Consider the following 13,247-nt stretch of genomic DNA (forward strand, 5'->3'; position numbering starts at 1 on the left):
CTCCTCAGAACAGTCCGCGTTGGCCGAGCCGCTTGGCCAGGAAGTTCGAACCGAAGATCAGTACGACACCCACGAGTCCCTTGAACAGACCGACCGCCGTCGCGTAGCTGAACGCGCCCTGAGTGATGCCGATGAAGTAGACGAACGTGTCGAACACATCGGCGACATCGCGGTTGAGCGAGGTCGTCATCAGCCAGATCTGCTCGAATCCGGAGTCCAGCAGGTGACCCGAGGTCAGGATCGCCATGATCACGATCGTCGGCCGGATCGCAGGCAACGTGATGTGCCAGAACTGCCGCCACCGACCGGCACCGTCGACCCGGGCCGCTTCGTAAAGCTGCGAGTCCACTCCGGCCAGTGCGGCCAGGTAGATGATCGTGCCCCACCCGGTCTGCTTCCAGAGCAGCTGCGCCACGATCAGCGGACGAAACCAGTCGGCCTGCGCCACGTAGTCGGTCTTCTGACCGCCGACCAGGCCGTGGATCCAGTTCGCGATCACGCCGAAGTCCACCGAGAACAGCAGGTAGGTGAGCGAGGCAACGATCGTCCAGGACAGGAAGTGCGGGATGTAGATCAGCGACTGCACGGACCGCTTCACCACGTTGACGCGCAGCTCGTTCAGGAGCAGCGCGACAACGATCGGTGCCGGGAAGACGAACACGACCGTCAGCAGGGCCAGCAGCATCGTGTTGCCGAGTAGTCGGCCGAAGTCCGGTCCGGTGAACAGTTCCTGGAAATGCTTCAGACCGACCCACTCGCTGCCGGAGTAACCGAGGAACGGCACGTAGTCCTTGAATGCGATGGTGAGGCCGTACATCGGCAGGTACTTGAAGACGACGAAGTACGCGAGCCCCGGCAACAGCAGGAGATACAGCCAGCGGTAGCGCAGCATGTCCCGCCACAGATGGTTGGTCACTTGGCGACCAGATCGTTGACCTCTTGCGCGATCTGGGTGCCGCCGGCGTCGTACCAGCGCTTGATCTGTGCCTTGAGTTGGTCTTCGGTGATGGCGCCGGACAGGTACTTGATCCGGGCGTCCGGGATGATCGTGTCGAGGGTCTGACCCTTCGAGACCGCGGTCGGTGCGATCACGCTGAGGGCCGGGTTGAACACTGCGGTCTTCAGGTCCTCGTTCATCAGTACGTCGAACTTGTCCCGCATCGCCCGGCTGGCTTCGTCGGCCGGCCGCAACCGGTACGCGCCGAGGCCGACGCTGGCCCGGGTACCGAGCTGGATGAAGGCCTTGTCCACGTCGTTCTGGATCGCCTTGATCTTGGGATCGTCCTGGTTCAGCGGTACGGCGAACTCACCCTCGGCCTTGAAGTTGCGGCCCTCGATGCCGTTGGTGAGCAGGATCGAGCCCTCCTTGGACTCGAGTTTGTCCAGCGTCTGCAGCACCTGAGCGAGCTGGTCCTCGGTGCGCACGTGCTGCTTGGAGATCGCCATCACCATGTTGTAGCCAGTGAAGGGATAGGAGAACTTCTGGCCGTCGGAGCGCTTCAGGTTGCCGACCAGCGTGACCTTGTCGAAGTCCTTGGGGTTCTTCTCCTTGAACAGGTCGAGCAGCTGGGTGGCGCGCACGTTGACGTCGATGATCATGCCGCCCTTGCCCTGGACGAACGCGTCGTTCCAGTTCGCGCTGTCCAGCGTGGCGAAGTCGGGGTTGACCAGTCCTTCGGTGACCCAGCCGCGCAGCCAGCGGTTGGCGGCCAGGAACTCCGGGGTGTCGAAGCCGGGGACCAGCTTGCCGTCGCGCTCACCCCATCCGTTCGGAGCACCGAACCAGGTCTCGATCACGTCGTACGGGCTGGCACTGGCGTAGTTGCCCGGCCACTTCGGCACTATCAGGCCGTAGGTGTCCTTCTTGCCGTTGCCGTCCGGGTCCTGCTCGGTGAAGGCCTTGGCGACCGCCCGCAGTTCGTCGACGGTCTGCGGCTCCTTCAGACCGAGCTTGGCCAGCCAGTCCTTGCGGATCACGATGCCGGACCGCAGCAGCGGCCGGACCCGGTAGATCCCGTAGGTCTTGCCGTTGGTCATCGTGTTCTTGGCGGTCTGCTCGTTGGCCGGCTTCAGGTTCGGGTACTTGTCGAGCTTGCCGGTCAGGTCCCAGAACGCGCCGGCTTCGGCCGCCTTCACGAACGACGGGCCCTTCTCGTTGACCACCATCACGTCCGGGATCTTGTCCGAGGCCAGCGTGACGTTGGACTTGTCGCCGTACTCGGCGTTCGGTACCCAGGTGATCTTGAGCTTCTTGCCGATCAGTTTCTCGACCGCCTGCTGGAGTTCACCGCCCGGATCGGGTGCGGTACCGAACAGCGGCGCCATCACGGTGAGCTCGTCGGCGGCCTGGCCCTGGTCGTCGCTGCCACCGGAACAGCCGGCGACAGCGAGGAGTGCCACGGACGCGGCCAACGCGACATGGCGTCGGGAGAAGATGGTCATGAGGTCCCTTTCAGATGCAGACGCGCCTCGTTCTCGGCGAAGAAGCGCAGGCAGAGCCAGGTGTTCAGGTGGATCCAGGCGCCGCCGGCCAGCAGGATCCCGAGGACCGGGAACCTCGCCGAGACGTAGCCGATGGAGATCGCGACGAAGAGCAGCACCGCCGACGAGGCCGGTCGGGCCAGCGCGATCAAAGATGCCTTGGGCAACAACTCGCGGGTCCGAAGGTCGAAGTGCACGGCCATCGGAAGCAGGTAGGCGCTGATGACGCCGAGCACGGCGAGTGCGCCCAGGCTGGCGAGGCGGGGGATTGTTGCCTGCACTCCGAGCGACGCGAAGTACAGGTAGTTGCCGACCAGCAGCACCACGGCGACGCTCGCCGGCAGCCCCAGGAGGGTGCCTCGACGGAACTCGCTTTTGAACGCCGCTCGGTAGGCGGGGAAGATATGAAACGATTCACCAATATTGCGGCGTCTGGACAGGGTGTATGCCGCTAACGTGGCCGGGCCGATACCCAGCGCGACACCGCCGAGCAGGGTGAAGCCGAGCCACAGGCCGTTCAGCCGGACAGCCCAGATCACTTCGTCTGCAGCGTGATAGAGCTTGATCGACCATCCGGTGGCACTCATCATCACTCCTTGGCGGACACCTGCTGCAGGCGAAAAGTGATGTGACCGTATGATTGAATCGTCTCAATGTCAAGGCTTGGGAAAGCGCTTGTCGGAGACTGGTCGAGGGGCTGAGATCAGCGGTTGACGGCGCTGGAGGCGCGGACGATCAGGTCCGGCTGGAAGATGACCTGACGATGGCGGTGGCTGTCGGCAGCCTCCACCTCTTCCTGCAGCAGCTCCATCGCCGACCGGCCGAGCAGCTCGGCGGGCTGGCGCACCGACGACAGCGGTACGGCGGCCGCCCGCGCGAAGTCGATGTCGTCGTACCCGACGATCGCCATGTCGTCCGGTACCCGCAGTCCGGCGGCTGCCATCGCCTGCAGGAATCCCAGCGCCAGCAGGTCGTTGGCCAGGAATGCGGCGGTCGGTCGCGACTTCGTGGGTAGCGCGGCGAGCTGTTCGCCGATCACCCGGCCCTCCGTCACGCCCATCACGTCGACCTCGTGGTACTCGAGCTCCACGTCACCGGCCTGCTCGACGACGGCCGTGATCCCGGCCATCCGGTCGGCGACCTGCTGTACGCCGAAAGGCCCACCGATGAAGGCGATCCGGCGATGGCCGGTCTCGATCAGGTGCTTGCCGGCCAACCGCCCGCCGAGCTGGTCGTCGACACTCACCGAGCAGAGCCCGCTCTCCGCCGTACGGTCGACCAGGACCACCGGCGTACCGCGATCGACGATGGCCGTCAGCCGGGGATCGTTGCTGTCGAACGGCGTGATCAGGATGCCGAGGACGCGTTGTTGCTCGAGCTGATCCAGGTGATGACCTTCGCGGACCCGGTCGGTCTTGCTGTTGCAGAGCATCACCATCGTGTCGTGCGCGTAGGCGAGCGCCTCCGCGCCCTCGGCGATCGCGGTGAAGAACGGGTTGGCGACGTCGAACACGATCAGGCCGACCGTCCGGCTGCGGCCGGCCCGGAGGTGCCGGGCCGCCTCGTTGCGGACGAATCCGAGGGCCTGGATGCTGTCCTGCACGCGTTGTCTGGTGGTCGCCGCAACGATCCAAGGCCGGTTCAGGACGTTGCTGACGGTCCCTACCGAGACCCCTGCCCGCTGGGCGACTTCTTTGATGCTGGGCGTCGCCATCGTCCTCCGTCCGGTGTGCGCGGCAGTTTACAAGGGTGGCTGCGAACCGCCCTGCTGTGCTCGTCCTCTTCGACTGTTCACGTTCACAGGTTTCGCGATCAGGTCTTGTCAGGTTCGTGAACATGCGCTTTCATCATGGTGATCGCGCGATGCCACAGAGTGTTCACGCTCACAGTCGTTGCCGCTGCGTCCGCCTTTCGCCCCCTGCCGGACCGCGCCACGACCGCTTTTCCTTCGCCCATCGAGGAAGAGGTACCGCCCCATGTCCAGCCTCCGAACAGTGCTGATCGCCTCGGCACTGACCATCGCCTCCGTGACCCCGCTACCGGCGGCCGCGCAGCCGTCGGCGTTGCCCGCGGGCTGCTCGGGGACAGCCCCGATCCAGTGCCACTTCGACGTTGCTCCTGGCAACTATGACGTCGCAGTCGACCTCGGCAGCCCGACCCGGGCCGCCACCACCGGCATGTCGGTGGAAACCCGCAGACAGGTGCTGCCGGTCGTCTCGACCCGCGCGGGCCAAGTGATCCGCAGTACCGCTACCGTCAACGTCCGGATCCCCGAAGGACAGCCGACCGGCCAAGGCGGAACCGGTACGCCGGGCCTGAGCATCACCTTCGACGGCAGTGCGCCGGCGATCGGTGCGCTGACGGTCAAGCCGGCTGCCGCCCCGCTGGTTGCCTATCTCGCCGGCGACTCGACCGTCTGCGATCAGCCGGGCGCGCCGTACGCCGGTTGGGGACAGCTCCTGCCGACCCGCATCCGCAATGGTGCGGTCGTTGCGAACTACGGGGATTCCGGCGAGAGCTCCGGCAGCTTCCTCGCCAACTCCGCGCTGTTTCCCACGATGAAACCGCTGATCAAGAGCAAGGATCTGGTCTTCATCCAGTTCGGGCACAACGACAAGGACACCACCGCGACGGCCTTTCGGGACAACCTCACGAAGCTGGTCAACGGCGTACGCGAACGTGGCGGCACGCCGGTCCTGATGACCCCGCCGGTACGACGGTTGTTCAGCGGCAACACGCTGACCCCGACCGCGTTGCACGTGAATGGTCGCGGTGTGGACCTGCCCGCGGTGATCCGGGCACTCGGTCAGAGCGCGAACGTTCCGGTGGTCGATCTGACCGCCAAGAGCAAGGCCTTGGTGGAGTCGCTCGGGCCGACGGCCTCGCAGCAACTGTTCCTCACCAAGGAAGCCAACGACAACACGCACTTCTCCACGTACGGCGCTACGCAGATGGCGGACCTGGTCGTCCAGGGCATCCGCGAGCGCAACCTCTCGCTGACGGGGTTCCTGCGCCCGAGTGCTTCTGCTGAGTCCGAGACGCTCGATCGTGGTGTGATCAGCGTGCATTCGGCGAAGGGCAATCGCGTCAGCTGGCGGTTGCTCGCGGAAGACCCTGCGGATGTCGCATACAACGTCTATCGCAATGGCACCAAGGTGAACACCACGCCGGTCACCGGTCCGACGAGTTTCGTGGACGCGGAAGGAGCGGCTGACGCGAAGTACGTCGTACGGGCTGTTGCCGATGGGGTCGAGCGGCAGGTGAAGGTTGCCGCCGAGGAGTCGCTGTCGTTGGACAGCGTCAACGGTGCGAACGCGAGCAGCCGGGATGTGCCTCTGCAGATCCCGGCCGGTGGAACGACGCCGTCGGGCGAGGCCTACACCTACACGGCCAACGACACGAGCGTCGGTGATCTGGACGGGGACGGGCAGTACGAGCTCGTGGTGAAGTGGGATCCGACGAACGCGAAGGACAACTCGCAGTCGGGCTACACCGGCAACGTCTACCTGGATGCGTACAAGCTGAACGGGACGCGGTTGTGGCGGATCGATCTCGGCCGCAACATCCGGGCCGGCGCGCACTACACGCAGTTCCAGGTCTTCGACTACGACGGTGACGGGCGTGCCGAGGTGGCGGTGAAGACTGCGGACGGCACCCGGTCCGGTACCGGGCAGGTGATCGGGAATGCGAGTGCTGACCACCGCAACTCGTCCGGGTACATCCTGGCCGGGCCGGAGTTCCTGTCGGTGTTCCGCGGGACCGATGGCGCCGTACTGGCGACTGCCAACTACCAACCGCCGCGCGGCGCCGTGTCGTCCTGGGGCGACAACTACGGCAACCGGGTCGACCGCTTCCTGGCCGGTACGGCGTACTTGGACGGCTCGCGGCCGAGCATCATCATGGCGCGTGGCTACTACACGCGCTCCGTCATCACCGCGTGGGACTTCCGCAACGGCGCATTGACGCAGCGCTGGATCTTCGACTCGAACTCGGCCGGAAGCCAATGGACCGGCAAGGGTAATCACCAGCTGTCCATCGCGGATGTGGATGCCGACGGTCGTGACGAGGTGCTCTACGGGTCGATGGCAATCGACGACAACGGCCGCGGGTTGTGGCAGAACAGCACGCATCACGGGGACGCGTATCACGTCAGCGACTTCATCCCGTCCCGTCCTGGGCTGGAGGTTTTCAAGCCGTCGGAGTCGACCAGTGAAGTAGCGCATTGGATGGGTGATGCGCGCACCGGGCAGATCATTTGGAGCGCACCGTCCTGTGGGTGTGACAACGGACGAGCGGTCGCGGCGGACATCTGGGCCGGCAATCGCGGCGCGGAGGCCTGGTCGGCGGCGGTCGGTGGTCTGCGCAGTGCCACCAACGGGAGTGAGGTCGCGGCGCGCAAGCCGGGGTCGATCAACTTCGTGATCTGGTGGGACGGCGACGCGCAACGCGAGCTGCTAGACGGCACCCATATCGACAAGTACGGAACGAGTGGGGACACCCGGCTGCTGACCGGCTCGGGGGTGTCGTCGAACAACGGGACGAAGTCGACGCCGGCGCTGTCGGCTGACATCCTGGGCGACTGGCGCGAGGAAGTGATCTGGCGGACGTCGGACAACCGCGCGCTGCGGATCTACTCGACGACCGACAGTACGTCGATCAGCCGGCCGTCGCTGATGCAGGACCGGCAGTACCGGGTGGCCGTTGCTTGGCAGAACACCGGGTACAACCAGCCACCGCACCCCAGCTTCGCGATCGACAACACGGCTGTCGCCGCTGCTGCTGTTCCGGCCGGTACCGGGGCACCGAATGACGCGAACATTCAGTACTACGGTCGCTGGAATCGCGCTAACTCGTCGTACTACTCGATGGGTTGGGCAGGTGGGTATCTCGAGGCGGGGTTCACCGGAACCTCGATTGGAGTGCGGCAGCGCAACACCATCGACCTGTACTACTCGATCGACGGGAAGCCGCTGCAGTGGCGGCGCAACGTCTCCGGGACTGTCACTCTGGCGACCGGGTTGTCGAGCGGTTCGCATCGGGTTCGGATCGGGTATCGGGAGCGGGCCGGTTCGTACACGGGTGACCCGGTGTTCGGCGGTCTCGTGCTGGGCGGCGGTGGGCAGACGACCGCGATCAGCCGGCCGCAGAAGTTGGTCGAGTTCATCGGTGACTCGATCACTGTCGGGCAGCCGAATGGCAATCGCCCGTTCACTGCCTACCCATGGCTCACCGGGGAGGCGCTGAAGGCCGGTCATACGCAGGTCGCGCAAGGTGGTGCCTGTCTAGTCAACCAGGACTGTTACGGAATGGTCGACTGGTTCCGCCGCTCCTCGGCCGCGGCAACCACCGATGACTGGAACTTCTCGACGTACCAGGCCTCGGCGGTGGTGATCAATTTGGGCACCAACGATGCCGGGCGGAGTATTCCGGCAGCCACGTTCCAGCAGAACTACGTGACCATGCTCGAACGTGTACGGCGCGCCTACCCGTCCGCGCAGATCTTCGCGATGGGCACCTTCCGCAACCGCTACATCCCCGAGACCCGCAACGCCGTGGCGGCTCGCATCGCGGCCGGGGACAACCGCGTCCGCTTCGTCGACACCACGGGGTGGATCAACCCAGCCACGGACACCAGCGACAACGTCCACCCCACCGAAGCAGGCCACGCAAAGATCGCCCAACGCCTCACCTCCGTCCTAGCAGCCAGTACGGCGAGCGCCGCGGCGCCGGCGACCGCGAACCCCTGCGCGTCATCGCCCACCACTTCATCGGCGGGACCGGCTGCTCAGACCCCCATCACGGTCTGGCTCGCGGGTGACTCCACGATGGCCGCGCCCTCTAGCGGCACGACGTGTCCGGCCGGGTGGGGGTCTCAGGTTGCCCCCTACTTCAACTCCAACGTGACGGTGCGGAACAGCGCTGTCGGCGGACGCAGTATCCAGACCTGGCTGTACGAGGGCAATGTCACGGGGACGAAGAACTCGGCCGGTGAGTGTGTCCTCAGTTCGAACACCTATTCATCGCGCTGGCAGGCGATGCTCAATTCGACAACCGGGATGAAGGCCGGCGACTACCTACTCATCCAGTTCGGGATCAACGACGGCGACCCCAACTGCCCACGGCACGTCGGTTCGGCCCGCTACCGCGAACTGCTCGGCGTGATGGCCGCCGCGGCCAAGGCCCGTGGCGCACACCCCGTCTTCTTGACCCCGGTCTCTGCGATCAGGTGCTCGGGCAGTACGGCAGTCGGCACCCGCGGTTTCATCAACGAGACGAACGCCGCCGCGTCCGCCAACCAGGTACCGGTCATCGACCTCCACCGCCTGAGCTACACGCTCTACAACACCCTGAAGTTCTGTCCCAACAGCGGCGACTACAACTCAGGCCCAGTCGGTGCCTTCTTCTGCAAGGACCACACCCACTTCGAACCCGCCGGCGCCCGTCAAATCGCCGGCGTGGTTACCAAGGCAGTCCGAGACCAGCAGATCCCCCTATCGGCGTACCTGAAGTAGCCGCTCAGCAGTAAGCCCGAGCTGGCCTGTCGAGCCCAACTGAGGGGGCAACCCCCAAGGCCGGTGACTTAACGCGGCTCGGGTGGTGTCAACCGGGCCCGTCGTGATCCAGCTCCCCAAACCGGTTGGGGAGGATCGGCACCACGTGTCCAGAACGATGGGGAGTCCTACCACCCGACTCGGTGGGATAGCGCTCCCCAACGCCGCCGGATCACTTGTAACGCAGAACTCCATCACGCACCTCAGCCACCGCCCGTCCGTCCCAGACGACGTGGAACCGCGGTCGCCGGGCCTCGCCATCCCGCTCAGCCAACTGCTTGGCCCGCCTCGCGCTTTCAGTCGGCCGCCCTTGGCGGTCGAGTGGGTTGAGGTCCGAAAGGACTCGGCCGGGGACGTGCGCTGTGGCTTGTCACCGCTCCCGGCCGACTCTAAAGACAGGGTGGCCGGGCGCAGCGGTGGCTGGGGGTGGATGGCGAGGCTGGTGACCGAGGCTCCACGTTGCCTTGGGTTGCCCTTGGGCAAGGGCTCTCCACACGATCCGGTACGACGTTGAGCACGGGTCAGCCATGTGCGCGGCCAGCAGGTGGTTGATGGTGCTCAAGGTGACCCGGCCGGGCGACCTTGAGCACGGTTCGACCATCGCGGCGGATCGCAGATGGTTGGTGGATGCCCAAAGTGACTCCCGCCCCGGCTGCGGTAGCGACGGATTTGATGTTCGGAGGAGTCAGCGGGTGACGCCGTCGATCTGGATTGTCTGTACGGCGCCTGCTGCGAAGGGCACCTGAACGAGTTCCCCGCTGACAGTCAGGTCCTGGCGACGCGTGTACCGGTCGCCAGAGCCTGAGGTCAGCGTGGACCAGCGAGTGGCTGTGCCGTTCGGTACCGTGCCGAACGGCGAGAGGTCGAAGGTGAGGTTCTGCGCGGATCCGTTGTTCGCGGCAACGATCACCAGGCGCCGCGCGGCCGCGTCATGGGCGGCCACGGCGTAGTCGACCCCGGTGTCGATGATCCGCATGCCGGGGCGGATGTGCCGGGTGAACTGGGCGACGACGTACAGCTTGGTCTCGACTGCACCCGCCTGGCCTGAGCCGCCGTCGTACCGGAGCAGGCCCCAGCCGGCGGTCGGGTCCATCACCTGCCAGTAGCACCACGCTGTCGGCTTGAGCCACCGGAAGTCCATCAGCAGACAGCGGGCGGTCATCATGCCGGTGCCGTCGGAGTCACCGTGCTCGGAGTTCCACAGCACCTTGCCCGATGCCCGGACCTCGTTGCCCAGCAGGTCGCGACGACCACTCAGGCCCTGGTAACCGTGCACGTTGACCTGCTGGACCCGACCCTTGGTGGCAGCGTCGAAGCTGCTCCACGTCGTCCGGGCCAGGTCGTAGTTCGTCTCGTCGGAGGCGGAGATTCCGACACTGCTGAGGCCGAGCCGATCGAGTTCGGTGCGCAGATTGGTGATGACGCTGCGCTGGGTCGTGGCGTCGATGTGGCAGCCCTCCTGGCCGCCGTCGGCCTTCCACCAGCCGGATGACGGCTCGTTGAACGGGTCCACGGTCCGGAAGTTCACACCCCACTGATCGCGGGCACGGCGAGCGGTCGTCGCCAGGTGCAGTGCGTGCTGGCGGTGGTTCCACGACTGGAGATTGTTACCGCCGTCCGCGGCCCCGGACGGGTTGTGGTTCGAGCACATCCACCACATCGGCGAGTTCGCGAACAGCTCGCTGATCGCACCACGCTGGGTCGCCTTGGCCAGCATCGCGCGCTGCTTGGAGTCGGCGTTCCAGTTCCAGGCTGAGGACGCCGGGTCCTCGTTGCCCCAGTCCTGCCAGAAACCCTCGATCTGCTTGAACCGCGGGATGTTCGGCGAGACCGCCATCCGCTCACTGCCGACGGCGTTCCAGCTGCACGCACCGAGGTTGTAGCGAGCGATGTTCATCCCGAGACCCGGCAGCGAGGCGCCGTTGTAGCTCACCGTCCTGGTGGTGAAGAAGAGGTCGGCGAAGTCATCCCGGTCGCCGAAGACATTCGCCCACCAGGCCAGCGAGGTTCCCCACCCCTCCCAGGCCCCCTGATCGGCGGCCGGATCGACGCGCACGGTCGCATCGGCGCGCGCCGTACCGGTGCTGAGCACCGCGGACGCAGCGGTGACGCCGGCCGCGGCGAGTAGTGTCCGGCGGTGGATGTTCACAGGTGAGTCCATGGGGCGGTCTCCTCGCTGAGAGTGGCTTGGGGTCATCGCAGCGGGCGTCCGGCCCCGAAGCAATACTCCGAACACAGACGACCACAATCGACCGACATGTATCTGCCTCGTCAAGGAATTGCGGGCTGTGGTTACAGGGTGGTGCGTGTTCGCTACGATGCGGGTTACTGCACGGGCGGCGTCGAGGAGTTTGTATGAGTGACCACAGCGATGACACCGAAGTCGACATGGTGGAACGGCTCAATCTGAGTGTTCCGCACAGTGCGCGGGTCTATGACTACTTCCTGGGTGGCAAGACGAACTTCGCGCCGGACCGCGCGGTCGCCGAGCACCTGCTCGAGGCCTTCCCCGGATTCCGGACCGCGGCGCAGTCGAACCGGATGTGGATGCACCGAGCGGCCCGGTACGTCGCCGAGCAGGGCATCACGCAGTTCCTCGACATCGGTACCGGGATCCCGACCAGCCCGAACCTGCACGAGGTTGTGCAAGAGGTCGTGCCGGAGGCCCACGTCGTGTACGTGGACAACGACCCGATCGTGCTCGCCCACTCCCGCGCGCTGCTGGTCAGCACGCGGGAAGGCCGCACGGCGTACCTCGAAGCCGACATCTCCGACCCGCAGGCGATCCTCGACTCCGACGAGGTCCGCGACGTCCTCGACCTGAGCAAGCCGGTCGCCCTGAGCATCGTCGGCGTCTTCCACTACCTCCCCGACGACGCCAAGCCCTACGAGCTCCTCCAGCAGTTGGTCGACGCCCTGGCCCCCGGCTCCTACCTGCTCTTCTCCCACTGCACCCCGGACTTCGCCCCCGAGATGTGGGAACAAGCAATCCAGGTCTACAAGGCCGACGGCGGCGACGCCCAGGTCCGCAGCCGCGAAGAGATCGCCCGCTTCTTCACCGGCCTGGAACTCGTCGACCCCGGCGTAGAGGTCCCCTACCGCTGGCACCCCGACGCCGAAACCGACCGCCTGGTCGAGAACGACACCTTCAACGACATCAGCTGCAGCCTCTGGGTAGGAGTAGCCAAAAAGCCGTAACCCCCAGCGCGCGCCCGTGGTCAGCTGACCACGGGCCAGGCGGCGGTGTCCCAGGTGAGCCAGTTGATGCCTAGGAGGGGTGTGCCGTCGTTGGCGTAGTAGTGGTAGACGAGGATGTCGTGGTCGGTGTCGGGGAAGACGTCTTGGTGGCCGGGGCCGTGGATGGTGTCGTGGGAGGCGAGGATTTGGGTGCCGCCGCCCGCGTTCAGGTCGGTGCCGTTGCGGTCGCGGTAGGGGCCGGTGACTGAGGTGGAGCGACCGACCATGACGCGGTAGGTGCTGTCGGCGCCTCGGCAGCAGTAGTCGAAGGACACGAAGAGGTAGTAGTAGCTGCCTCGTTTGATGATGTTCGGGGCTTCGATTGGGCCGCCGTTGCGGCCGGCGAGGGCGCGCAGGGTGGAGTCGGCGCGTAGGCCGGTGGTGGGGTTGAGGGCGATCTGCTTGATGCCGGACCAGAACGAGCCGAACGAGAGCCACCAGCGACCCTGGTCGTCGACGACCAGGTCAGGGTCGATGGCGTTGTAGTTGTCGGTTGTGCGGGATTCGATGACCAGGCCGCGGTTCGTCCAGGTCCCGGAATTGCCGCTGGGGCTGGTGGCGAGGAAGATCGCCGAGCGGTTGGAGCCGAAGGTGGAGGCTGAGTAGTACAGGTAGTACTGGCCGTTGCGGTAGGAGATGTCGGGCGCCCACAGGTGCGGGCTGCCGTTGGTGTAGGCGGTTGTCCAGGGGGCGCCGCCCGGGAAGACCGAGCCGGCGTTGCGGAAGGCCGTTCTGTCGGTGGATGTCTTCAGCGAGATGTTGTCACCGGTGTGGGCGACCAGGTAGCCGCCGCCTGGTCGTTTCACGACGCTCGGGTCGTGCACTCCGATGTCGCCGGTGACGTGGCCGGGTCCTGGATAGGCGGCCCAGGCGTTGGGAGCCATCGCGGCGGTTACTGCGATGGCTCCGGCGAGCAAGCTGGCGAGTTGTTTCGTGAAACGACGCATGGCGTCCTCGATCCGTGGGGCGACGGGGCGG

Annotated in this window: 8 protein-coding genes; 2 read left to right on the top strand and 6 right to left on the bottom strand. The window is 65.8% G+C overall.

Annotation, left to right across the window (positions count from 1 at the left end; genetic code table 11):
* Window positions 1–4 precede the first annotated feature (4 nt).
* The 4 genes from ABD231_RS29380 to ABD231_RS29395 form a co-directional block, all read right to left on the bottom strand.
* Complete coding sequence (locus tag ABD231_RS29380; protein ID WP_344158943.1) at window positions 5–916, bottom strand: ABC transporter permease; 912 nt, start codon at window positions 914–916, stop codon at window positions 5–7.
* On the bottom strand, window positions 913–2,442 hold the full coding sequence (locus ABD231_RS29385; protein WP_344158945.1) for an extracellular solute-binding protein: 1,530 nt from the start codon (window positions 2,440–2,442) through the stop codon (window positions 913–915). The genes ABD231_RS29380 and ABD231_RS29385 overlap by 4 nt, the downstream gene beginning before the upstream one ends.
* Complete coding sequence (locus ABD231_RS29390) at window positions 2,439–3,068, bottom strand: YesL family protein (RefSeq protein ID WP_344158947.1); 630 nt, start codon at window positions 3,066–3,068, stop codon at window positions 2,439–2,441. Before ABD231_RS29390 ends, ABD231_RS29385 begins: the two co-directional genes overlap by 4 nt.
* Before the next feature lie 116 nt (window positions 3,069–3,184).
* Window positions 3,185–4,195: a LacI family DNA-binding transcriptional regulator gene (locus ABD231_RS29395; RefSeq protein ID WP_344158949.1), complete on the bottom strand. Its 1,011-nt coding sequence runs from the start codon at window positions 4,193–4,195 to the stop codon at window positions 3,185–3,187.
* A gap of 262 nt (window positions 4,196–4,457) precedes the next feature.
* On the opposite strand from ABD231_RS29395, the gene ABD231_RS29400 reads away from it, so the two are divergent.
* Entirely contained in the window at window positions 4,458–8,993 is a 4,536-nt protein-coding gene (locus ABD231_RS29400; RefSeq protein ID WP_344158951.1) for a rhamnogalacturonan lyase family protein, read from the top strand.
* A 724-nt stretch (window positions 8,994–9,717) separates the two neighbouring features.
* Here ABD231_RS29400 and ABD231_RS29405 read toward each other — a convergent pair.
* The gene (locus tag ABD231_RS29405) at window positions 9,718–11,193 is read right to left on the bottom strand and encodes a glycoside hydrolase (RefSeq protein WP_344158953.1); all 1,476 of its coding nucleotides are present in this window, start codon (window positions 11,191–11,193) and stop codon (window positions 9,718–9,720) included.
* A 194-nt stretch (window positions 11,194–11,387) separates the two neighbouring features.
* Here ABD231_RS29405 and ABD231_RS29410 point away from each other — a divergent pair, with 194 nt between their 5' ends.
* Complete coding sequence (locus tag ABD231_RS29410) at window positions 11,388–12,230, top strand: SAM-dependent methyltransferase (RefSeq protein ID WP_344158955.1); 843 nt, start codon at window positions 11,388–11,390, stop codon at window positions 12,228–12,230.
* A gap of 20 nt (window positions 12,231–12,250) precedes the next feature.
* On the opposite strand, the gene ABD231_RS29415 is transcribed toward ABD231_RS29410, so the two are convergent.
* Window positions 12,251–13,216: an arabinan endo-1,5-alpha-L-arabinosidase gene (locus ABD231_RS29415; protein ID WP_344158957.1), complete on the bottom strand. Its 966-nt coding sequence runs from the start codon at window positions 13,214–13,216 to the stop codon at window positions 12,251–12,253.
* Window positions 13,217–13,247: the final 31 nt, after the last annotated feature.

The organism is Kribbella yunnanensis, from assembly GCF_039529655.1.
Taxonomy (GTDB): domain Bacteria; phylum Actinomycetota; class Actinomycetes; order Propionibacteriales; family Kribbellaceae; genus Kribbella; species Kribbella yunnanensis.

Coding starts and splice junctions, on each gene's coding strand:
- ABD231_RS29385 (WP_344158945.1), bottom strand. CDS start 2,442: ATGACCATCTTCTCCCGACGCCATGTCGCGTTGGCCGCGTCCGTGGCA.
- ABD231_RS29390 (WP_344158947.1), bottom strand. CDS start 3,068: ATGAGTGCCACCGGATGGTCGATCAAGCTCTATCACGCTGCAGACGAA.
- ABD231_RS29395 (WP_344158949.1), bottom strand. CDS start 4,195: ATGGCGACGCCCAGCATCAAAGAAGTCGCCCAGCGGGCAGGGGTCTCG.
- ABD231_RS29400 (WP_344158951.1), top strand. CDS start 4,458: ATGTCCAGCCTCCGAACAGTGCTGATCGCCTCGGCACTGACCATCGCC.
- ABD231_RS29405 (WP_344158953.1), bottom strand. CDS start 11,193: ATGGACTCACCTGTGAACATCCACCGCCGGACACTACTCGCCGCGGCC.
- ABD231_RS29410 (WP_344158955.1), top strand. CDS start 11,388: ATGAGTGACCACAGCGATGACACCGAAGTCGACATGGTGGAACGGCTC.
- ABD231_RS29415 (WP_344158957.1), bottom strand. CDS start 13,216: ATGCGTCGTTTCACGAAACAACTCGCCAGCTTGCTCGCCGGAGCCATC.